This is a genomic window from Planococcus faecalis, assembly GCF_002009235.1.
GTDB classification, from domain to species: domain Bacteria; phylum Bacillota; class Bacilli; order Bacillales_A; family Planococcaceae; genus Planococcus; species Planococcus kocurii.
In genome coordinates, this window is the sequence record NZ_CP019401.1 from 1,536,730 (window position 1) to 1,558,203 (window position 21,474).

Annotated in this window: 21 protein-coding genes; 15 read left to right on the plus strand and 6 right to left on the minus strand. The window is 40.1% G+C overall.

What is annotated here, in order from left to right; genetic code table 11:
- Positions 1 to 101: 101 nt before the first annotated feature.
- Positions 102 to 923, minus strand: a complete 822-nt coding sequence (locus AJGP001_RS07660; protein WP_078080344.1) for a GNAT family N-acetyltransferase — start codon at positions 921 to 923, stop codon at positions 102 to 104.
- Between the two features lie 467 nt (positions 924 to 1,390).
- On the opposite strand from AJGP001_RS07660, the gene AJGP001_RS07665 reads away from it, so the two are divergent.
- Both AJGP001_RS07665 and AJGP001_RS07670 read left to right on the plus strand, forming a co-directional pair.
- Positions 1,391 to 2,227 (plus strand): alpha/beta fold hydrolase, encoded by an 837-nt coding sequence (locus AJGP001_RS07665; protein ID WP_071154375.1) that lies wholly within the window; start codon positions 1,391 to 1,393, stop codon positions 2,225 to 2,227.
- 57 nt (positions 2,228 to 2,284) lie between these two features.
- On the plus strand, positions 2,285 to 3,577 hold the full coding sequence (locus tag AJGP001_RS07670; protein WP_245830283.1) for a S41 family peptidase: 1,293 nt from the start codon (positions 2,285 to 2,287) through the stop codon (positions 3,575 to 3,577).
- 22 nt (positions 3,578 to 3,599) lie between these two features.
- On the opposite strand, the gene AJGP001_RS07675 is transcribed toward AJGP001_RS07670, so the two are convergent.
- Together AJGP001_RS07675 and AJGP001_RS07680 are read right to left on the minus strand one after the other, a co-directional pair.
- Positions 3,600 to 3,788: a hypothetical protein gene (locus AJGP001_RS07675; RefSeq protein ID WP_071154377.1), complete on the minus strand. Its 189-nt coding sequence runs from the start codon at positions 3,786 to 3,788 to the stop codon at positions 3,600 to 3,602.
- A gap of 276 nt (positions 3,789 to 4,064) precedes the next feature.
- The gene (locus AJGP001_RS07680; RefSeq protein ID WP_078080347.1) at positions 4,065 to 5,045 is read right to left on the minus strand and encodes a 4-hydroxy-3-methylbut-2-enyl diphosphate reductase; all 981 of its coding nucleotides are present in this window, start codon (positions 5,043 to 5,045) and stop codon (positions 4,065 to 4,067) included.
- 130 nt (positions 5,046 to 5,175) lie between these two features.
- On the opposite strand from AJGP001_RS07680, the gene AJGP001_RS07685 reads away from it, so the two are divergent.
- The 5 genes from AJGP001_RS07685 (at position 5,176) to AJGP001_RS07705 (ending at position 9,686) form a co-directional block, all read left to right on the plus strand.
- Positions 5,176 to 6,471, plus strand: coding sequence for a DEAD/DEAH box helicase (locus AJGP001_RS07685; protein WP_058385543.1), 1,296 nt, complete (start codon positions 5,176 to 5,178; stop codon positions 6,469 to 6,471).
- Between the two features lie 12 nt (positions 6,472 to 6,483).
- Positions 6,484 to 7,377 (plus strand): deoxyribonuclease IV, encoded by an 894-nt coding sequence (locus AJGP001_RS07690; RefSeq protein WP_071154378.1) that lies wholly within the window; start codon positions 6,484 to 6,486, stop codon positions 7,375 to 7,377.
- 283 nt (positions 7,378 to 7,660) lie between these two features.
- Positions 7,661 to 8,428, plus strand: a complete 768-nt coding sequence (locus AJGP001_RS07695; RefSeq protein ID WP_058385541.1) for a metal ABC transporter ATP-binding protein — start codon at positions 7,661 to 7,663, stop codon at positions 8,426 to 8,428.
- Positions 8,425 to 9,279: a metal ABC transporter permease gene (locus AJGP001_RS07700; protein ID WP_078080348.1), complete on the plus strand. Its 855-nt coding sequence runs from the start codon at positions 8,425 to 8,427 to the stop codon at positions 9,277 to 9,279. Before AJGP001_RS07695 ends, AJGP001_RS07700 begins: the two co-directional genes overlap by 4 nt.
- Positions 9,276 to 9,686, plus strand: coding sequence for a Fur family transcriptional regulator (locus tag AJGP001_RS07705; protein ID WP_071154379.1), 411 nt, complete (start codon positions 9,276 to 9,278; stop codon positions 9,684 to 9,686). The genes AJGP001_RS07700 and AJGP001_RS07705 overlap by 4 nt, the downstream gene beginning before the upstream one ends.
- Before the next feature lie 46 nt (positions 9,687 to 9,732).
- Here the strand turns inward: AJGP001_RS07705 and AJGP001_RS07710 are convergent, their stop codons facing one another.
- The 3 genes from AJGP001_RS07710 to AJGP001_RS07720 form a co-directional block, all read right to left on the minus strand.
- Entirely contained in the window at positions 9,733 to 10,323 is a 591-nt protein-coding gene (locus AJGP001_RS07710; RefSeq protein WP_078080349.1) for a hypothetical protein, read from the minus strand.
- A gap of 12 nt (positions 10,324 to 10,335) precedes the next feature.
- Complete coding sequence (ispG, locus tag AJGP001_RS07715) at positions 10,336 to 11,463, minus strand: flavodoxin-dependent (E)-4-hydroxy-3-methylbut-2-enyl-diphosphate synthase (protein ID WP_058385537.1); 1,128 nt, start codon at positions 11,461 to 11,463, stop codon at positions 10,336 to 10,338.
- Positions 11,464 to 11,638: 175 nt separating this feature from the next.
- On the minus strand, positions 11,639 to 12,163 hold the full coding sequence (locus AJGP001_RS07720) for a DUF1189 family protein (RefSeq protein ID WP_078080350.1): 525 nt from the start codon (positions 12,161 to 12,163) through the stop codon (positions 11,639 to 11,641).
- Between the two features lie 167 nt (positions 12,164 to 12,330).
- Here AJGP001_RS07720 and AJGP001_RS07725 point away from each other — a divergent pair, with 167 nt between their 5' ends.
- The 8 genes from AJGP001_RS07725 to pstB all read left to right on the plus strand — a co-directional run bounded on the left by AJGP001_RS07725 (position 12,331) and on the right by pstB (position 21,470).
- Positions 12,331 to 13,962: a Na/Pi cotransporter family protein gene (locus AJGP001_RS07725; protein WP_058385535.1), complete on the plus strand. Its 1,632-nt coding sequence runs from the start codon at positions 12,331 to 12,333 to the stop codon at positions 13,960 to 13,962.
- Between the two features lie 120 nt (positions 13,963 to 14,082).
- Positions 14,083 to 14,562, plus strand: a complete 480-nt coding sequence (locus AJGP001_RS07730; RefSeq protein ID WP_078080351.1) for a DUF456 domain-containing protein — start codon at positions 14,083 to 14,085, stop codon at positions 14,560 to 14,562.
- A gap of 128 nt (positions 14,563 to 14,690) precedes the next feature.
- A complete protein-coding gene (locus AJGP001_RS07735) occupies positions 14,691 to 15,299 on the plus strand; it encodes a superoxide dismutase (protein WP_058385533.1) in 609 nt (202 codons plus the stop codon).
- A gap of 110 nt (positions 15,300 to 15,409) precedes the next feature.
- Positions 15,410 to 17,587, plus strand: coding sequence for a peptidoglycan D,D-transpeptidase FtsI family protein (locus tag AJGP001_RS07740; protein WP_078080352.1), 2,178 nt, complete (start codon positions 15,410 to 15,412; stop codon positions 17,585 to 17,587).
- A 164-nt stretch (positions 17,588 to 17,751) separates the two neighbouring features.
- Positions 17,752 to 18,711 carry a PstS family phosphate ABC transporter substrate-binding protein gene (locus tag AJGP001_RS07745; RefSeq protein ID WP_071154381.1) on the plus strand — a complete coding sequence of 320 codons (960 nt, stop codon included), beginning with the start codon at positions 17,752 to 17,754 and terminating at the stop codon, positions 18,709 to 18,711.
- A gap of 111 nt (positions 18,712 to 18,822) precedes the next feature.
- The gene (gene pstC, locus AJGP001_RS07750; protein ID WP_071154382.1) at positions 18,823 to 19,749 is read left to right on the plus strand and encodes a phosphate ABC transporter permease subunit PstC; all 927 of its coding nucleotides are present in this window, start codon (positions 18,823 to 18,825) and stop codon (positions 19,747 to 19,749) included.
- Between the two features lies 1 nt (position 19,750).
- The gene (pstA, locus tag AJGP001_RS07755; RefSeq protein WP_071154383.1) at positions 19,751 to 20,629 is read left to right on the plus strand and encodes a phosphate ABC transporter permease PstA; all 879 of its coding nucleotides are present in this window, start codon (positions 19,751 to 19,753) and stop codon (positions 20,627 to 20,629) included.
- A 28-nt stretch (positions 20,630 to 20,657) separates the two neighbouring features.
- The gene (gene pstB / locus AJGP001_RS07760) at positions 20,658 to 21,470 is read left to right on the plus strand and encodes a phosphate ABC transporter ATP-binding protein PstB (RefSeq protein WP_071154384.1); all 813 of its coding nucleotides are present in this window, start codon (positions 20,658 to 20,660) and stop codon (positions 21,468 to 21,470) included.
- Positions 21,471 to 21,474 lie beyond the last annotated feature (4 nt).

Consider the following 21,474-nt stretch of genomic DNA (forward strand, 5'->3'; position numbering starts at 1 on the left):
CCTTTTCCGCTGCTTACTCTTTACCTATCCTTTAACTTCTGAAGTTTTACTACACAAAAAAGAATACTCCAAAACATAACATGTTTAGAGCACTCTGGTAATTACTTTTGATACACATAGTAATCTTGTGCATGCTTAACTACAAAGCCGATTGCCTCGTACAATCTTAAGGCATGAGCATTCTTTGTTTCCACGTCAAGATGAATCGAGTAGCCGGCTTCACTTTGTTGTTTAACGGTGTGTTGTAGTACTTTGCGTCCTATTCCTCTACCTTGATACTCTGGAAGAATTGAAAATCCATAAATCCATGCTTGGCTATCTCTTCTTTGTATCCGGATTTTTCCGATGGTCTCGTTGTTTACATCAATCATTAGCATTTCTGTATCTTGCTCTTCGTTGAGTCTGCTCGCCATTGCCGTAGCATCCTCTAAGGATATATCGAATGCCTCCACATCCAGTCGTATTCTCATTTTTAAATCTGTACTTTCAGCTTGACGTAATATGAAACCGGTTGAAGTAGTAAGAGGCTGTGGTTCCCATTGCATTTGATGTTCTGAAAATTTGTAGAGGGCTCCTTGATTCTTCAGGAAATCCTGAGCTGCTTTAGCACTGGCTGGTGTATTCAACAAAACTTTCTTATACCCAATTTGCTGTACTGAAGTCATCGCTTCTTCAAATAGCTTTGTGAAATGTCCTTTGCGACGCTCTGTCGGTTTTACCATTCCCGTTACTTCAACAGTCGAACCAAACGAATACAATCCGATAAAAGCGATTAGTTTATTACTTTCATAATGGAAAAAATCAAGTTGTTTAGAATCTCTTGATCGAAGCATTTCCCAATTTAACTTTAATTCGAGTACATCATATGCTTCGACTTCTTTTTGAAGTTGTTCTATCTCGTTCAGTTGTCTTGTTGTTAACATTTAAGTCTCCTTAATAAACTGTTTTTTGAATATTCACTATTAAAAATTTTCTCATATTCTTAAATGAGAAGCAAGCGGCTATCTCCCATTTTGATTTTAATCATATAAGCCACAACACCCAACGCCGACTACAACCAATTGTTTACGGCATTGATTGCTTATGTGCTCATGCGGTGGCCCTATCAAAAGACAAAATCGACAATTCAATTGCCAGCTTTGTCACTTCTGGCCTTTCAGCATACGCAATTGACCGGTACGCTGCCGCTGATTTGGCGGGATGCCCTGACGACATTTCTGCACGAGCATTTTGCGCTCAGCAGGAATAGTCTGTCATTTGTTGATTAATCGACACACGTGATAAATTGAATTTAAAAGTGGAATATTCGTAATTATCGTATTTTTTATTTTACATATATTGTATGATTGGATGAGTGTATAAAGAAAAATTAGAAAGTAGGAGATGGAAAATGTGGAAAGAGTGCATCATCGAAACAGATCGGGGAAGCTTTGAAATCTTTGAAAAAGGGGAGGGTGAGCCATTAGCCATTACTCACCTTTACAGCGAGTTCAATCAGAAGGGAAATTTGCTGGCTGATCCCTTTACCGACTATTATCATGTCTATTTGATTAACCTTCGTGGAGCTGGACATTCTGTAAAAGCAGCAACACCTGATGAATATGGCATGGAGGAAACAGTGAGCGATTTAGAGGTCATTAGAAAAGCCTTAGGCGATAAAAAGTGGGCGTTTGCCGGGCATTCAACAGGCGGGATGCTGGCATTAAAATACGCCATTATCCATCAAGCATCGCTGACAAAAATAATTGCAGGGGGAGCTGCAGCAAGTTACGAATACGGAAAAGATGAAAACAGCATCTATTGTAGAAAGAATCCAAATTTCAATCGAATTGTTGAAATTATGGACCTATTGAATGCACCATCAACTCCAGTTGAAGTACGCCAAGCAATCAGTTACGAATGGGCCTTGATGTCATACCAATCAGAAGATAAATTGAAAGAATCGATGAAAAAACCGAATAGCGGTAAAATTGTCGGTTCACGTTTAGAGTATTTCAGCAAGATGGAATATCCGACATTCGATATCAGAGAAGAACTGAAAGAAATACATATTCCAAGTTATATTTACTCAGGAAAATATGATGCACAATGTCCGTTAAAGTTCGGAGAGGAAATTGCCGAATTGATTCCAAATGCCAAGTTCACGATTTTTGAAGAAAGCAATCACAATCCCTTTTCGGAAGAAGAAATTAAGTTCCAAGAATTTGTTGGAGGAACACTTAAATAGAGGATAAAAGAAAGAGTTAACAAATAACGAGATGACTTCATGGAACCTCGATCCGTGATGAAAATTACAAGGGGGAGAATTATGGAACGTCTATTTACTGAAATCGTCCATATTATGCAGCACGACTATGCGGGATGGAAAGATAAACAAGGTTGGGACAACCCCGATTATTACCTTGGGAACTTGAGAGATTTAGAAAATCAGGGAAGGCTGAACAAAGCTCAATTCACAGAACTGGTCAAAGAGTACTTGCTAGATTTTAAGGATCAGCATATTCATTTTGCTAGTAAGGGGATAAATGAGGAAATTAGAAAAGATAGGGGATTTCGGGTTAGGCGCTTTGAAGATCAGCTATACGTGACTACAGTATTCCAGGAGAATCGCGTTTCGAAAGGAATGGCTTTTACGTCAATTGGGGGCTATACAATCCCGGAACTAAAGGAAAAGCATTCGCGTCTGCTGAATGAAAATCATCCAGAACGTGAAAACTGGAATTTGATTTTTTCTCTTTATGATTTTGGTGAAATTGAAACTGAAATAGGCGAGAAGCAAAGGTTTTCATTTGAAACTTATGCTAAAGAGGGCTATGTGGCCACCTATTCGGTCCAGCAATTAGACAAGGCGATTTTACTGACGATGACAGATTTCATGAATCCCGACGCCATTGTTAAGATGATCAAAGAAAATCAAAGTCTTCTGGAAAATGCGGATGCTTGGATTATTGATGTGCGCGTCAATTACGGGGGCAGCGATGGGAGCTATTTCCCTTTCTTACCATTTATCATGCCAGAAGAAGGAGTGGATCTGGCAGCAGGTGACGAACAGATGCATTTCAATTGTACCCTTGCAAATGCGGAACGGGAATTAGCGATGATTGTTAAACAACGTGCAGAAACAGAAGATGACAATGCCCAGCAATTTTTAAGCGTATTCAAACGAGAGTGGACGAAAAATAAAGGCAAGGGATTTGTGGAATTCAATTTTGAGGATATTATGCCGGAAACTGTCATCAAAGGAACCACTCAACCCAAATCGATTGTCGTACTGACAGACAATAGTTGCGGAAGTGCGGGCGAATCGTTTGTAGAGACCTGCAAAAAATCTAGAAAGGTGCATGTGATGGGAAGACCCACCATGGGGCTGAATGATTATGCGAACCTTGTCTGTAAAGAATGGGAAGAAGGTTTTGAATTGCTGTACCCGACTTCCCGTCTCTCTAGAGTTGATGCCAATGAAGGCATGACCGGAGTCGGCATACCACCTCATACACATATTCCTTGGACATCGGAGCATGTAAGAATTGATGTAGATTTGGACAAAGCGTTGAAATACCTTTCATCAAAGACGTAAGGTTAATTGAGATTTTTGGTTATCAATTCTTGAGTTTTCGATCAACCTTTATTAATAAACTAATAATGATGGATAGTAAAATGACGATAATTAATCCTACGGCTATGATTAGACCATCCACATAGTCTGTAAAGCCAAGTCCTCCTAAGATAAAGAAAATAATGATGCTCAACCCTAAAGTTGCTAATGCAATAGCGAAATAATTCATCAATTCCTCTGCCTCCTGAATTATCTACTTGTTCTAACTGTAATGATTTGATTATATATGAAAGATAAAAATATGTATAACTGAATAAATAAGAATAAAGAAAGCTATTTGGACAGGAAAGTGAAACAAAGAACCGATTCAAATCGTTTTTTCGTCTGTAATAACCATAAATGATAAGTGGGATAAAGTATTTGGCGTATGCCTTTAGAATTGAATACTGCAAGACACAAAGAAAAGCTGTCACAAAAGTTAGGTTTTAACTTTTGTGACAGCTTTTACTTATTCGCCTACTGGATAAGGCTCAATGCGATCCGATGGTTTTGGATGCTTAATTTTCGGTAAAATTTTATTGAGCGGTACAGAACGAGTTAGTTCATGCGTACTTGGGTCTGCTGGGTCATAGAGATCCAAGAACTTCATCACTTCTTTAACGATTGGTGTTGGCGTGGAAGCACCTGCTGTGATACCTACCGTTTCAACACCTTCTAGCCATTCCAATTTGAGTTCAGAGATATCGGAAATACGGTATGCAGGAGTTCCAGCAATGTCTTGTGATACTTGCGCTAAACGATTTGAGTTATTGCTCATTGGATCCCCAATGACGATTAACAAATCGGTATCGCCAGCTTGTTGTGCGACTGCTTCTTGGCGAACTTGCGTGGCCAAGCAAATTTCCTTGTGAACTTCAGAGTGTGGGAATTTTTCTTTTAAGCGTTCCATCATGTCCACAACATCCCATTGACTCATCGTTGTTTGGTTCGTGACGATAATTTTTTCGGAATCGAGTTCTAGACGATTAACGTCTTCGACACTTTCAACTAAGTGAACCATGTCAGGTGCAACACCAATGGCGCCTTCTGGTTCAGGATGTCCACTTTTTCCAATATAAACGATTTGGTAGCCATCAGCCGTTTTCTCACGAATCAAGTCGTGTGTAACAGTCACGTCTGGGCAAGTCGCATCGATCGATACCAAGCCTTTCCGTCTTGCTAACTCACGTACTTGTGGAGAAACACCGTGTGCTGTAAAAATAACCGTACCGCTTTCTACTTTTTCCAAAATTTCAAGACGGTTTGGTCCATCTAAAGTAATGATGCCATCTTGTTCGAAAGCGTCTGTGACATGTTTATTGTGAACAATCATTCCTAGTATATAAATGGGACGTGGTAAACTTTCATCCATCGCAGCGTTCTTTGCGATAACCATGGCATCGACCACTCCGTAACAATATCCCCTTGGCGATATTTTCATAACTTTCATCAAGTACCGCGCTCCTTTCAAAATCATATATTCATTATAACGGAGACGGCACAGCTTTACAAAAGTTGCATCGCGTAAACAGACGGTTTTATGCTATAATGTCTAGAGCGTAAGGAGGGAATTTAATCCCATGACAAAATTCAACGAATATCCATTCAAACCGTTCCTATTAGAAGCGGTAGAAAAACTCGGGTTTACAGAACCGACAAAGATTCAACAGGAAATGATGCCCCATATATTGAAAGGCACAAGTGCAATTGGCCAATCCCATACAGGAACTGGAAAAACGCATAGTTTCATTATTCCAATTGTAGAACGTATCGACGTCAGCAAACAGGAAGTGCAGGCGGTAATCTCAGCACCGACGCGTGAACTTGCAATGCAGATCTTCAATGAGTTGCAAAAACTAGTTATTGGATCTGGCATAGAAGTAAAATCGTTTATCGGTGGGACAGACAAGCAGCGTTCAATTAACAAATTAAAAACACAGCCCCATATCGTAGTCGGAACTCCTGGTCGGTTAAGAGACTTGGTGAAAGAAAACGCATTGTTGGTACACACAGGTAAAATCCTTGTAATTGATGAAGCAGACTTAGCTTTTGATCTTGGCTTTATCGAAGAAATTGACCAAGTTGCTGGAAAAATGAAAGAAGACCTGGAAATGTATGTCTTTTCAGCAACAATTCCAGAAAAGTTAAAACCGTTCTTAAAAAAATACATGGAATCACCAGTTCATGTCAAAATTGGCGATAAACGCCCAACTGCAGAAGGGTTAGACTTTTACTTGGTCCCTGTTCGTAGTAAGAAGAAAATGGAGCGCTTGCAAGATGTGATGAAAGTCATCAACCCTTATTTAGCGATCATCTTTGTTAATACTCGTACAAACGCCGATTATGTTGCCGATCAATTAGCAAAAGAAGGCATTCGTGTTGGGCGTGTACACGGCGACTTGGCACCGCGTGAACGCGTCAAAATGATGCGTCAAATTCGCGACTTGGAGTATCAATACATCGTAGCGACAGATCTTGCTGCACGTGGAATTGATATTCAAGGCGTCAGCCACGTAATCAACTACGAATTGCCGGAAGACCTGGAGTTCTTTATTCACCGTGTGGGACGTACAGCTCGCGCTGGGATGAAAGGGCTAGCGATTACGCTATTCAAGCCAGAGGAAGACGATGCGATTGTTCGTATTGAGAAAATGGGCATTCCGTTCCAACAAAAAGATATTGTGAAAGGCGAATTCGTTGATTTAAAAGAACGTCACAGCCGGACAACGCGCATTAAAAAGACGGACGCAGCCGATGCCAAAGCAAAAACAATGGTTCATAAGCCGAAAAAAGTAAGACCGATGTACAAAAAGAAGATGAAGTGGAAAATGGACGAAATCAAAAAAATGGAACGACGTAAAAATCGCAAAAAGTAAGGAGATAGTTTCATGTTACTAGGATCTCACGTCTCGATGAGCGGTAAGAAAATGCTACTTGGCGCAAGCGAAGAAGCGGCTTCTTACGGAGCTACAACTTTTATGATTTATACCGGTGCACCTCAAAACACACGTCGCAAGCCAATTGAAGAATTGAATATCGACGCAGGTTTTGCGCATATGGCTGCCAATAATTTAACGAATATTGTGGTTCATGCCCCGTATATTATCAATTTAGGCAATACCCAAAAGCCTGAAACCTTTGAACTGGGCGTGGAATTTCTTCAAAAAGAAATTGAACGCACTGCAGCACTGGGTGCAAAACAAATTGTCTTGCACCCAGGTGCTCACGTCGGAGCCGGAGCAGATGCCGGTATTGCTAAAATTATCGAAGGTTTGAATGAGGTATTAACACAGGATTATCCAGTCAATATCGCACTTGAGACGATGGCTGGAAAAGGCACAGAATGTGGTCGCAGTTTTGAAGAAATTGCTGCAATCATTAATGGTGTGACACATAACGAACGCCTATCTGTATGCTTTGATACGTGTCATACACATGATGCCGGGTATAACATCAAAGAAGATTTTAACGGCGTATTAGAAGAGTTCGACCGTATTGTTGGGATCGACCGCCTTCAAGTACTGCACATCAATGACAGTAAAAATATTCGAGGCGCAAGTAAAGACCGCCACGAAAACATTGGCTTTGGTGAAATCGGATTCGATGCGTTAAATGGCATCGTTCATCATCCTGATTTGATGCACGTTCCTAAAATCCTTGAAACGCCTTACGTCGGATTAGATGCTAAAAATAAAAAAGCGCCATATGCATTTGAAATTGAAATGTTTAGGGCGGGTATCTTTTCACCAGGCGTGATCGAGGAATTGAAATCTCCTTTATAAGGAAATCAGTTATAGTTGAAGGCAGTCCCTGCAATCGGGGACTGTCTTCATTTTTTATGATGAAAGTATGCGAAATGACGGTCAGCTAACTAAACGAGTCATGTGATTTTTGCAAAATCGATGACTCGTAAATTTAAAAATCATATTTACTACATAGGAGAAGCTTTATTTGTACGGTTGCACTCAAGTTATTTAAGTCTAATCCATTTACATTAGTAGCGAACTCTACTATACTTTTCTAATGTAAATCGTAATCATTATTAATTAGAAAAGAGGCGGCATAATGGCTGCGCCATTAATTGACATTAAAAATATCAGTTTTGAATATGAGCAAACAAAAGCACTTCATAATATTTCCATGACAGTAGAAGAAGGCGATTTTTTGGCGATTTTGGGTCCTAACGGCTCAGGTAAGTCGACATTATTGAAAATCATGCTAGGGCTAATCAAGCCGACTGCAGGGAAAATTGAGCTTTTCGGTGAAGATGCAAAAAAATTTAAGAAACGTGAATGGATCGGATATGTATCTCAGAAGTCCAATTCGTTTAATTCAGGATTTCCAGCAATTGTAAAAGAAGTTGTGGCAGGTGGACTTGCAAAGAAGACCGGTTTGTTTCACCGGTTACCAAAATCCACTCATGAACAAGTCGCAGAAGCATTAGAGGCGGTTGGTATGGCTGATTTTATTGATAGAAGCATCAGTGAATTATCGGGTGGCCAGCAGCAGCGGATTTTTATCGCACGAGCGCTAGTAGCAAAGCCAAAAATTCTAATCCTCGATGAACCAACTGTTGGTGTAGATCACCAGAATGTCCAATCATTTTATGACATGTTGGCTAAACTCAACCGTGACAAACATATTACAATGGTTTTGGTTACTCATGATGTAGATACGGTAACAGACCGCATTACCCATGTCGCTTGTTTGAATCAAACCATTCATTTCCATGGCTTTAAAGAACAGCTACACACGATGAGTGATGAACAGCGTGAAGCATGGTACGGTCATTCTGTTCGTAAAATTCACCATATCGGAGGAAGTCACGCATGATTGAAGCCATATTGTCCTACGAATTCTTACAAAATGCCTTTGCGGCTGGATTAATTATCGGAGTAATCGCACCTCTTCTTGGTGTCTTTATTGTTGTCCGTAGATTATCGCTCATTGCAGACGCTTTAAGCCATGTAACACTAGCTGGCATAGCAGGAAGCTTATATTTGAGTCAAAGCGTCGCGTCACTCGCCTTGTTAAATCCTTTATTTCTCGGTATTGCAGCTTCAGTCGCCGGTTCGGTACTGATTGAACGCTTGAGAAGTCTCTATAAGCATTATGAAGAATTAGCAATTCCCATTATTTTATCGGCTGGTATTGGCTTTGGTGCCATCTTCATCTCGTTAGCACAAGGTTTCTCAAATGATCTGTTTGGTTATTTATTTGGCTCAGTTTCAGCAGTTAGCAGAGAAGATTTGTTGATTGTAGCAGGAGTTGCACTAGTTGTATTAGCCTTTATTTATCTTTTCTTTAAGGAATTATTTGTTTTGTCTTTCGATGACGAATATGCTAGAGCTTCTGGGTTACCTGCAAAATGGATTCATTTTATGTTTATGATTGTTACGGCATTGGTCATTGCGGGATCTATGCGTATTGTCGGGATTTTACTTGTCTCATCTTTAATGACGATTCCGGTGGCTACGGCAATGCGCGTAACAAAAAGCTTTAAACAAACAATCATTCTATCTATCGTTTTTGGTGAGATTTCAGTCATCACAGGTCTAGTAACAGCCTTTTATTTTGATTTGGCACCAGGTGGCACGATTGTCGTAACTTCTATTTTCCTGTTGCTACTAGTCCTTGCTTATAAAAAAATCATGGTTTTATATAAAAAAGGAGTGATTGCATGAACTTAACGACTGCATGGCAGGTTCTTAAAGAAAAAGGTTTTAAAGAAACTTCTAAGCGTAACCAGATTCTGGAATTGTTTGCTAATGATGAACGTTATTTGACGGCACGAGATTTGCTAGACGTCATGCAAAAAGACTATCCGAGCATGAGTTACGATACGGTATATCGCAATCTAGCGACATTTGTGTCGCTTGGCATATTAGAAGAAACAGAACTATCGGGCGAACGCCATTTTCGCATGCAATGTGAAAGCGATCACCACCACCATCATTTTATCTGCATGGATTGCGGAAAAATAAAAGAAATTCCAATCTGCCCAATGGATTTGGTTGGAGCGGCTTTGCCGGCATATGAGATTGCCAATCATAAGTTTGAAATATACGGAAAATGTCCGGAATGTAAATAAAAGCGAGAGTGGATTTTCCACTCTCGCTTTTATTCGTTTCAACAAATTATTTGCCACTCAAGATTTTTTGAGTGCTGAATTCATTTTTGACCCATTCATTTGCCTCGAGCCAGTTAGTAACCCGTATAACATTACTCGGAATCGCTAGACGATTATAAGGTGTATCAAACAGCAAAACAGGAATGCTTAGCTCTTCAGCGATTTCGACAGCATTATCATGTTTGTCTTCGAAGAACAAGTGAACATTATGGCGTCTTGCAGTTTCGATTTTCTTATGTGAACCAATCAATTCAATGTGATCGTAAGCAATCGCGTGCTCTGCAAACCAATCAACAGTAACGTCGCGAACATTATCGCCCCTAGCAGAAATATAATACAGTTCGTATTGGTCTTTCCAGTCGTTTAAAATCTGCTTGGCATTTTCAGAAACAGGAGAAGCTGCATAGATTTTTGGCTCAGAACTACGGAACCAGGAATAGAATTCACCCTGTGTCAAATGGGGGAGAGCCGCAGTCAAATCGTACTCTTTAATATCGTCCAACGTCAGCGCACTGTTAAATTGTTCGTTTATATGAGGAAGTAATGACGTTGGAGAAGTCACAGTTCCATCAATATCTATTCCAAAACGGTATCTCATCTATTCACAACCTTATACTTGTTGTTGTTCTAATTCTTTTTGCGCTTTTTCAGCTGCTTGTTTTTCGAAATAAGCTTCCGCTAATTTATCGATTTCGATTTTCAGTTCTTCAACCATCGTGGCTTCAGGAACTTTACGGACAGTTTTACCATGCATAAATAGTAAGCCTTCCCCGCGAGCGCCAGCAATCCCAATGTCGGCTTCACGAGCTTCACCAGGACCGTTAACTGCACAGCCTAATACAGCTACTTTTAAGGGTGCTTTAATATGAGAGATGTATTCTTCCACTTCGTTTGCAATGGAGATCAAGTCAATTTCAATGCGTCCGCATGTCGGACAAGAAATAAGTGTCGCAGCATTTGAAGAAAGACCGAAGATTTTCAGCATTTCACGTGCTACTTTAACTTCCTCGACAGGATCGGCACTAAGCGACACGCGAAGGGTGTTACCGATGCCTTTTGCAAACAATGCCCCAAGACCCGCCGCACTTTTCACTGTGCCTGAGAATAATGTGCCGGATTCTGTAATTCCTAAGTGCAATGGATAGTCAAACGCTTTTGAAGCAAGTTCATATGCTTCAACAGCTAAGCTTACATCTGAAGCTTTTAATGAAACGATAATATCGTGGAAATCCAAGTCTTCTAAAATTTTAATGTGGTGAAGTGCACTTTCGACCATACCTTCAGCCGTTGGGTAGCCATATTTCTCTAGAATTTTACGTTCTAGTGATCCTGCGTTAACACCGATCCGAATTGGAATGCCTTTTGCTTTTGCGGCATTCACAACAGCTTCTACTTTCTCGCGACGTCCGATGTTCCCTGGGTTGATGCGGATTTTGTCTGCACCTTGTTCAATGGCAATCAAAGCCAATTTATAATCAAAATGAATGTCTACTACTAAAGGAATGTTAATGCGCTCTTTAATGGCACCGATTGCGTAAGCCGCACGTTCGTCAGGACATGCCACGCGGACGATTTGGCATCCTGCTTCTTCAAGTCGCAGAATTTCTGCAACTGTTGCTTCCACATCGTGCGTTTTAGTCGTTGCCATACTTTGTATGAATAATTCATTACTACCGCCGATCGTTAAATCTCCGACTTTTACGGGGCGTGTTTTTGAACGGTGTGTCATTTCGCTCATGAAAAAATCTCTCCTTTTTAATGGTGGCCTATTCTTACGGCTCACATGTCTTTGTCCTATAAATGATGGATTAACCGAAATTTGCAGGCTCTCTTCTATTACCTATAGCCATTTTAGCAGTGTAGCGCTCTAAAAGACAAGAAAGACGGTTAGTTATTAAGGTCTTCACAAAAACTCAAGCCTTAGATTGCGCTTTTTGGATAGGCGGTTTTTTGGGATAGTAACCGATAGCCAAATACAAATAGAGGACGGTTAATAAGCTGGTCAACAGGGAAACGCTAAATCCTAAGTCTAAAAAACTTAAGGCAAATGCTAGTAATGTCGGAACTGTGACACTAAGAGCTGTAGTGCGCCATAAATGGCGATATTCACCGCGCCGTTTTCTGGCATTTAAAATTACTAAAGCAATCAATGCGAACAAACTAATTTTAACGAAATGATAAATGGTCGTAGAGACAAACAAAGAGATGACAGCAAATGGATAAAGCAGCCATTCAATTTCCTCAACAAACTCTACAAGACCGTCTAAGTTACTTGTAGCAACGTCTAAACCGGAAATCAATTCGATAAAAGCAATGACTGTTAAAAAAGCAATAAAGATGAAAATAAACTGCATAATTTTACCGATAGTCATAATACGGACGGCAGCTTGCCTTTTTGGTTCCATTAAGCTCGCTTTGAATAATTGGTATAGGTTCAAAATCATCTTCCTTTCATTTATATAATAATCGTACCATGTAGAAAGGAAGAAAAAAGGTCGCTTTGTTACGGGAATGTAAATTTTACATAAAGGTGTTTACAAATTATTAGTAAACTACGCATAATAGGTTAGGTGTGAATATGAAATTTAGGAGTTGAATAAGTATCGTGGAAATGAACTGGCAAGAAATCTTCTTTTCCTTTTTCGGTGGACTAGGGATTTTCTTATTTTCAATTAAGTTTATGGGGGATGCTTTGCAAAAAGCAGCTGGCGATAAACTTCGTGACATCTTGGATCGTTTTACAACCAATCCATTCATGGGTGTTCTAGTCGGAATTATCGTTACGATCCTGATTCAATCGAGTTCTGGTACAACTGTAATTGTAGTTGGATTAGTAAGTGCTGGATTTATGACGTTGAGACAGGCGATTGGTGTCATTATGGGAGCAAATATTGGTACCACTGTCACAGCCTTCATTATTGGCCTAGATGTTGGAGAGTACGCTTTACCGATTATGGCAATCGGAGCGGCGATGATTTTCTTCATCAAGAAAAATAAAATTCAGAACATTGGACAGGTCATTTTCGGTTTTGGTGGTCTTTTCTACGGTATGGAATTAATGAGTGGCGGCATGAAGCCACTACGAGAATTACCAGCTTTTATCGATTTAACAGTCAGTTTGAGCGAATTCCCGATTCTTGGAGTTGTGGTTGGAACAGTCTTCACGTTGATTGTTCAGAGTTCAAGTGGGACAGTAGCGATTCTTCAAGGACTTTATGATGAGAACATTTTATCGTTAGCTGCATCACTACCAGTTCTATTCGGTGATAACATTGGAACGACGATTACGGCTGTTCTTGCAGCACTGGGTACGTCAATAGCAGCTCGTCGTGCAGCAGCAGTACATGTTTTGTTCAATATTGTTGGATCGGTCATTTTCTTGATTTTGTTAATACCGTTTACTGCTTATGTAGAATGGATCTCTGGCATCCTAGCATTAGAGCCGAAGATGCAGATTGCTTTTGCACACGGTTCATTTAACGTAGCAAACACGATTATTCAATTTCCATTAATAGGTGCCTGGGCTTATCTCGTTACAAAAGCGATTCCAGGAGAAGAAGTATTGATTGAATTTAAACCAAAACACTTGGATATCCATTTTATTGAGCAATCTCCTTCTATTGCATTAGGACAAGCAAAAGAAGAAATTTTACGTATGGGTGAATATTCGGTTCAAGGTTTACAGGAGACATATAAATACTTAATGACGAAAAGTAAGAAAAACGCCGAAATGGGTTATCAGTTGGAAGACGCCATTAATAATCTGGATGCTAAAATCACAGATTACTTAGTGTTGATTTCAGCAGAATCTATTTCAGCAGCTGATTCTACACGGCACACGATGCTGATGGAAACGGTTCGAGATATTGAACGAATCGGGGATCATTTCGAAAACATCATCGAATTGGTTGACTATCAGGAAAACAACAAAGTAAAAATCACAGAAAGCGCGATGGAAGATTTAACTGAAATGTTTACGTTAACCATTGCCACTGTTCAAAAAGCGCTTGAGGCGTTAAATACAACAAGCCATGAATTAGCTCGCGAAGTAGCTGAACAAGAAGACTTGATCGATAAAATGGAACGCAAATTCCGGAAGAAGCATATCTTGCGTTTGAATGCAGGAACATGTACAGCACAAGCCGGAATTGTCTTTGTCGATATTGTCAGCAACCTTGAACGAATCGGAGACCATGCAGTTAATATTGCAGAAGCCATTTTAGGCAACCGCGCTTAACGAAGAAAAGCGGAAGTGCCCACATAGTGCTGACTAATAGAAGCTCTTTTCCTCTTGCTTTACATTTTAAAAAATGTAGGGCACGATGGAAGAGAGCTTTTATTATAGGGAGGAATACGGATGGAAATCATCGGCTGGATTGTGATCCTATTAAGTTTTGTAATTGGTTTTATTGGGTTAGTTTACCCAATTATTCCCGCAGTCTTGTTTATCTTCGGGGGCTTTGTTATGTACGGCTTGTTTTTTAGTTTCGGCGATTTACCTTGGTGGTTTTGGGCGATTCAGAGTTTGTTTGTGATTTTATTATTTGGGGCGGACGCCATTGCCAATGCCTTTGGTGTGAAAAAATTCGGTGGCTCAAGAGCTGGACTTTGGGGCAGTACGATTGGTTTAATTGTTGGTCCGTTCATTATTCCAATTGTGGGTATTTTAATTGGACCTTTTCTTGGAGCAATTATTGCGGAGATCTTATTCAATAAATCAACTTTGAAAAAGTCGTTCATGTCTGGAGTTGGCTCAGTAGTCGGATTTATTACGTCGGTCTTTACTAAAGGCATTATCCAAATTGTCATGATTGTCATCTTTTTTTTTACAATTTAACTGAGCAAATCAATATGATTCAGTCAAAGGTCTGAATAAATGGATTAAACATGCATTATGTTTGTAACGCTCTAGAAATTTTGATACGCTAAGAAGGTAGACCAATAGACTCAAGGAGGAATTTAATCATGGCATATGAATTACCAGAATTACCTTACGCGTATGACGCACTTGAACCACACATCGACAAAGAAACGATGAATATTCACCATACGAAACACCACAATACTTATATCACAAACGTAAATGCGGCTCTTGAAGGCCACGAAGATCTTGCTTCAAAAACGGTGGAAGAACTAATCGCTGATTTAGATGCAGTTCCTGAATCCATCCGTACAGCTGTCCGCAACAACGGCGGTGGACACGCGAACCACTCATTATTTTGGAAATTGTTATCTCCAAACGGTGGTGGCAACCCTACAGGTTCGCTAGGCGAAGCAATCAATAGCAAATTTGGTAGCTTTGACGAATTTAAAGAAAAATTCGCAGCAGCTGGTAAAACTCGTTTTGGTTCTGGTTGGGCTTGGCTTGTTCTTTCAAACGGAGAACTAGAAGTTGTTTCTACACCAAACCAAGACTCTCCAATAATGGACGGTCAAACGCCGTTGCTTGGACTTGATGTTTGGGAGCATGCTTATTACTTGAAATACCAGAACAAACGCCCAGATTATATTAACGCATTCTGGAATGTAGTAAACTGGGAAGAAGTTTCAACTCGTTACGAAACAGCAAAATAAAAATTATAATTGAAACCTTACACACACTTTTTCGTCTGAAAAAGTGTGTGTTTTTTTGATGTAATGATATACTGGTAAATGGATATTTTTGCGAAAGGAGCATATAGCTCATGAAACCGCCTCAAAAAAGACGGATTTCACTTGCAAGAGTGAAGTTGCAGTCCAATACAGCCTTTCGAATGAATGTCCTGTTCTTCACAATCTTCTTATTGTTTTCCATATTGATTCTGCGTTTAGGATTTCTTCAAATTGTCAAAGGAGAAGACTATGCGCGTGCAATCGCAAGAACTGAAGAAGTTCCTGTCAATACAAGTGTTCCAAGAGGACGTATTTTTGATAGTGAAGGACGGATTCAAGTCGGAAATACACCGGTTAATGCGATTACCTATACGGCAATGCAGACGACCAAGAGAGAAGAAATGATGATTGTGGCAAGAGAATTAGCTAGGTTGATCGAAAAAGATGATAACAAAGTGACGCTACGGGACAAGCAGGATTTCTATATACAGTTAAATACCGAAAGTGCGACAAAAAAAGTAACGGATAAAGAAAAAGAGGCAATTGCAGCACAAGACATTCCAGAAAAAGAAAAGCAGCAGGCGCTTGACGCATTGATTAGAGAGAAGATCACTGATAAAGAGTTAGCCAGTTTAAGTGCAGAAGACTTAGAAGTATTGGCTATCTACCGTGAAATGACTTCGGGATACGCACTGACGCCTCAGATGATCAAAAATGAAGGTGTGACAGATGAAGAATTTGCACGTGTTTCAGAGCGTTTAACTGACCCTAAGTTAAAAGGAGTCAATACCGTAACAGATTGGAAACGAGTAAAATCAAGTGATTTGACGATTTTGGGAAGTACGACAACACCGGAAACGGGAATACCTGCCACTAAACTAGATTATTATTTGGCACGCGACTACTCTCGCAATGATCGCGTGGGCACTAGCTTTTTAGAGCAGCAGTATGAAGCGGTACTGCAAGGTCAGAAATCAGTCGTCAAAAATGTGACAGATGGTCAAGGTAGTGTCATTGAAACCTTACCTGTGGATGAAGGGAAAGCTGGAAAAGATTTGGTTTTATCGATTGACAGCGAGCTACAAAGTGAACTTGAAAAAATAGTTGAAAATAAATTGTTGCAATTAAAAGCTGGGCCGAGCTCGAAATTGGTAAAAGATGCGTATCTAGTTATGATGGATCCACAGACCGGAGAAGTATTATCAATGGTTGGAAAGCGCTTAGGTGAAGATGAAAATGGCAACCAAGCTGTTTATGACTATGCTTTCGGTACATTTACAGCCTCTCATGAAATGGGTTCTACGGTTAAAGGGGCAACACTGCTGACGGGTTATTCTGAAGGAGCAGTCGAATTAAATGAAGTTCAAATAGATGAGCCTTTGAAGTTTGCCAGCACGCCTCAGAAAAATTCTGTTTTCAACACACAATTATTTAATCGTATCCCAATTAGTGATTTAATGGCCATCGAGCGTTCTTCTAACGTGTACATGTTTAAGATTGCCTTGAAAATTGCGGGAGCAGAGTATCAATACAACCGCGGTTTGTATATAGCTCCAGAAAGTTTCGCCACAATGCGTAATTCGTTTGCACAATTTGGATTGGGTGTTAAAACAGGTATCGATCTGCCAAATGAAGCAACGGGCTATATGGGTGGGACTTCTCCTGGTCCCAAACTGCTCGATTTAGCAATTGGTCAGTTTGATACGTACACACCGCTACAGCTAGCGCAGTACATTTCAACAATTGCAAATGATGGTTACCGGATGGAACCTCACGTTGTTAAGGAAATACGCGAAGCTTCTAGAGATGGTGAACATCTTGGGCCGATTGAAACGATTATCGAACCCAAAACCTTGAATCGCATTAATAACACACAAGAAGAAATAGAACAGGTTCAAACTGGTATGCGTAATGTGTATATTGGAAGTTCAGGATCGGCACGTGCTCAATTTAGTGATGCACCGTATAGCGCTGCCGGAAAAACCGGAACAGCTGAAGTTTATTTCTATGAAAAAGATCATGAAATGAATGGCGAATACGCAATTAATATTGCACATGTTGGCTATGCACCTTATGAAAATCCGGAAATTGCTTACGCAGTAGTGATTCCGTACGTTACAACAGACCCAAACAATGTACCAAAAGCAAACAACGAAATCGCCCGTGCGGCAGCAGATAAGTATTTCGAGTTAAAAAACAAAGAAGCGCAAGCAGCATCCAATGTAATAAAAGAGCCTTATAGCGATTCAGTTGTTGTAGAAGGCGAATAAAGTAAAGCCCTGAAGAAATTTCTCTAAAAGAGAATGCTCTTTAGGGCTTTTTCTGTAGTGCGCTCAATTTACAATTTCTTAACATAGCCTTTATATGTTCTCAACAATCCTTCTCTATAGTAAAGAATGTAAACAAATACAAACACATAGGGGGACATCACGTAATGAGAAACTGGAAATTCGCAATGGCTTCAACAATTCTTGGATCAGCTTTAATTCTTGGTGCTTGTGGTAGCACAGATGCCGGTACAGAAACAGGAGAAACCAGTTCAGAAACAGCTGGAGATGAGGCAGTTGCTGAAGGAACCGTAGCAGGTGACGGATCTTCTACAGTCGCACCCATTATGGAAGGCATTGTGGAAGAATATGCTGGAGCTCAGCCAGACGTCAAAGTAACAGTTGGTACGTCGGGTACTGGTGGCGGATTTGAAAAATTCATTCAAGGCGAAACAGATTTCTCTAACGCCTCTCGACCTATAAAAGAAGAAGAAATAGCAAGTCTTCAAGAAGCAGGCATTGACTATACAGAATTTCAATTGGCTTTTGATGGGCTATCAGTTGTTGTCAGTCAAGAAAATGACTGGGTAGAAGATTTGACAGTAGAAGATTTGAAAAAACTTTGGGTAGAAGATGGCACAACGAAAAAATGGTCTGACATCAACCCGGAATGGCCAGAGGAAGAAGTCGTCTTCTATGCGCCAGGAACAGATTCAGGAACTTACGATTATTTCAATGAAGTCATTCTTGAAGACGAAGACTTGGTTAGCTCAGCAACTCTTTCGGAAGATGACAACACATTGGTACAAGGGATTCAAGCGGATCCAAATGCCATCGGATTTTTTGGCTATGCCTATTACGTAGCTAACCAAGATACATTGAAAGTCGTTTCAATTGATGGTGTTGAACCAACTAACGAAACAATCGAATCGGGAGACTATGCGCCGCTATCGCGTCCACTATTCACCTATGCGAACAATGCAGCACTTGCAGATAACGATGCGACATATGATTTCATGAAGTATACGTTAGAAAACGCTGGAGCTATGGCAGAAGCAGTCGGTTATGTTGCTTTGCCACAAGAAGCGTACGATAAAGGATTAGCTGATTTAGAAGCTTTAAAATAAGTAATAACTGTCTAAATAAGCAAGGAATATCAACAGGTTGATACATTTATATAGTTTAAGTTACGGGTGAGCAGCCACTGCTCACCTTTCGCGGTTGAAAGGGGATTTTATATGCGACCATCTGTACAAGAAATGATCGCACAGTCAAATGGCAAGAAAAACAAAAAAATGATTGAAAAAATCATTCCAATTATACTGTTCTTAATTGCGTCAGTATCCGTTTTGACGTCTATTGGAATCGTTTTAACATTAATTGTTGAAACGATAACATTTTTCACGCGCGTACCATTTTTTGACTTTATTTTTGGGACTACGTGGCTACCGTTTTCAAATAAAGATGCACAATTTGGGATTCTCCCTTTAATTGTTGGAACCTTGAAAGTTACGTTAATCGCCACTGTAGTGGCGGTGCCAATCGGAATTGCAGCTGCTATTTATTTGAGTGAATACGCTAGCGAAAATGTTCGGCGTGTCTTAAAGCCAATTCTTGAAGTACTGGCCGGTGTTCCAACGATTGTTTATGGATTTTTTGCGCTAACATTTGTGACACCTATTCTTCAATCGGTATTTCCAGAAATTAAAATTTTTAATGCAATTTCACCCGGAATTGTTGTCGGTATTATGATTATTCCGATGATCGCTTCCTTGTCAGAAGACGCCATGTCTGCTGTACCGAAAAGTATACGAGAAGGCGCTTTGGCAATGGGGTCGACAAAATTTGAAGTCGCTTGGAAAATTACTGTGCCGGCTGCTCTTTCAGGGATCATTGCATCTGTGGTTCTTGCCGTATCGAGAGCCATTGGAGAAACGATGATCGTTTCGCTTGCCGCAGGATCAACACCCAGATTCGATGGGGACTTTACCGGATCCATACAGACCATGACCGCATACATTGTCCAAGTATCAAAAGGGGACGCGGGATATGGCACAACTATCTACTATTCCATCTATGCAGTTGGATTTACATTATTTGTCTTTACAATGATGATGAATGTCCTTGCCGGCTACGTCTCAAAACGTTTCAGGGAGGAATATTAAGATGAGGTATATTGAACACCAGCAAGTTATAAAGCGAATGAATGGCAGATTGCTTGTTAACGGTATTTTCAAAGTCATCTTCTTAGCTGCAACTTTACTGGCATTATTGGCATTGGTTATTTTGCTTTACCGGATTGTCACGCAAGGAGCAGGGCATCTATCGATTGAATTTTTAACTAACTTCGCTTCGCGGTTCCCGGAAAAAGCGGGAATTAAAGCGGCACTCATCGGCTCGTTATGGTTAATGGTCGTCGTCGCTCCGACTTCTATTATTTTAGGTGTTGGCTCTGCTATCTACCTTGAAGAATACGCAAAACAAAACCGCATTACTAGTTTTATTCGAATGAACATTTCCAATTTAGCAGGAGTTCCATCAGTGGTATTTGGTTTGCTTGGACTGACGATATTTGTTCGTGCTATGGCACTAGGAAATAGTATTTTAGCGGCAGGCTTTACGATGAGCCTATTGATTTTGCCAGTCATTGTCGTAGCTTCACAAGAAGCAATTCGCTCAGTTCCAGGTGAACTTAGAGATGCATCGTACGGTATGGGCGCTACAAAATGGCAGACTATCGTCAAAATTATTTTGCCAGCGGCTATCCCCGGCATCTTAACAGGCAGTATTTTAGCATTATCACGTGCCATAGGAGAAACAGCACCATTGATTGTTATTGGTGTGCCAGTTATTATTCAATTTTTGCCAGCTGGTGTTATGGATACTTTTACAGCGCTGCCTATGCAGATTTACGATTGGTCAAGCCGACCGCAGCAAGAATTTCAAACTGTGGCAGCTGCAGGAATTATGGTGTTGATGGCAGTTCTGTTGTTTATGAATTCCATCGCAGTTATTATCCGCAATAAATTTGATAAACGCTATTAATGTTAATGATGTGGGAGGGGTTCTACTGATGACTACTATTATGACGAAAAAAACAGTGACAGAGAAAAGATCAACTGAGATTGCAAAAAAAGCTGTTTATGAAACCAATCAACTAAATCTTTGGTATGGCAACAATCATGCCTTAAAGAATATTGATTTAGAAATTAAGGAAAATGAAGTTACTGCTATTATCGGACCTTCAGGATGTGGCAAATCAACTTACCTTAAAACCTTAAACCGCATGGTTGAATTAGTGCCTTCAGTGAAGACGTCTGGAGAAATTCTTTATAGGGGACGTAATATTTTCGATCAAGATTACGGCGTCGAAGAGTTGCGGACTCGCGTGGGCATGGTTTTTCAAAAACCCAATCCATTTCCAAAATCAATTTATGATAATATTGCCTACGGTCCTCGTATCCATGGCATTAAAAATAAAAAAATACTTGATGAAATTGTTGAAAAAAGTTTACGTGGAGCGGCTATCTGGGAAGAAGTAAAAGATCGCTTGAACGACAATGCGTATAGCATTTCAGGTGGACAACAGCAACGAATTTGCATCGCACGTGCTTTGGCGATTGAACCTGACGTTATTTTAATGGATGAGCCGACATCAGCTTTAGATCCCATTTCCACGTTAAAAGTCGAAGAGTTGGTTCAAGAACTGAAAAAAGACTATAGCATTATTATTGTGACTCATAATATGCAACAAGCGGCGCGGATTTCAGATAAGACAGCATTCTTTTTAAACGGAGAAGTGATTGAATATGATCACACAGATACGATTTTTTCAAATCCTTCCGATAAACGAACGGAAGATTACATTTCAGGCCGATTCGGCTAAAAGA

Coding starts and splice junctions, on each gene's coding strand:
- AJGP001_RS07660 (WP_078080344.1), bottom strand. CDS start 923: ATGTTAACAACAAGACAACTGAACGAGATAGAACAACTTCAAAAAGAA.
- AJGP001_RS07665 (WP_071154375.1), top strand. CDS start 1,391: ATGTGGAAAGAGTGCATCATCGAAACAGATCGGGGAAGCTTTGAAATC.
- AJGP001_RS07670 (WP_245830283.1), top strand. CDS start 2,285: ATGAAAATTACAAGGGGGAGAATTATGGAACGTCTATTTACTGAAATC.
- AJGP001_RS07680 (WP_078080347.1), bottom strand. CDS start 5,045: ATGAAAGTTATGAAAATATCGCCAAGGGGATATTGTTACGGAGTGGTC.
- AJGP001_RS07685 (WP_058385543.1), top strand. CDS start 5,176: ATGACAAAATTCAACGAATATCCATTCAAACCGTTCCTATTAGAAGCG.
- AJGP001_RS07690 (WP_071154378.1), top strand. CDS start 6,484: ATGTTACTAGGATCTCACGTCTCGATGAGCGGTAAGAAAATGCTACTT.
- AJGP001_RS07695 (WP_058385541.1), top strand. CDS start 7,661: ATGGCTGCGCCATTAATTGACATTAAAAATATCAGTTTTGAATATGAG.
- AJGP001_RS07700 (WP_078080348.1), top strand. CDS start 8,425: ATGATTGAAGCCATATTGTCCTACGAATTCTTACAAAATGCCTTTGCG.
- AJGP001_RS07705 (WP_071154379.1), top strand. CDS start 9,276: ATGAACTTAACGACTGCATGGCAGGTTCTTAAAGAAAAAGGTTTTAAA.
- AJGP001_RS07710 (WP_078080349.1), bottom strand. CDS start 10,323: ATGAGATACCGTTTTGGAATAGATATTGATGGAACTGTGACTTCTCCA.
- ispG (WP_058385537.1), bottom strand. CDS start 11,463: ATGAGCGAAATGACACACCGTTCAAAAACACGCCCCGTAAAAGTCGGA.
- AJGP001_RS07730 (WP_078080351.1), top strand. CDS start 14,083: ATGGAAATCATCGGCTGGATTGTGATCCTATTAAGTTTTGTAATTGGT.
- AJGP001_RS07735 (WP_058385533.1), top strand. CDS start 14,691: ATGGCATATGAATTACCAGAATTACCTTACGCGTATGACGCACTTGAA.
- AJGP001_RS07740 (WP_078080352.1), top strand. CDS start 15,410: ATGAAACCGCCTCAAAAAAGACGGATTTCACTTGCAAGAGTGAAGTTG.
- AJGP001_RS07745 (WP_071154381.1), top strand. CDS start 17,752: ATGAGAAACTGGAAATTCGCAATGGCTTCAACAATTCTTGGATCAGCT.
- pstC (WP_071154382.1), top strand. CDS start 18,823: ATGCGACCATCTGTACAAGAAATGATCGCACAGTCAAATGGCAAGAAA.
- pstA (WP_071154383.1), top strand. CDS start 19,751: ATGAGGTATATTGAACACCAGCAAGTTATAAAGCGAATGAATGGCAGA.
- pstB (WP_071154384.1), top strand. CDS start 20,658: ATGACTACTATTATGACGAAAAAAACAGTGACAGAGAAAAGATCAACT.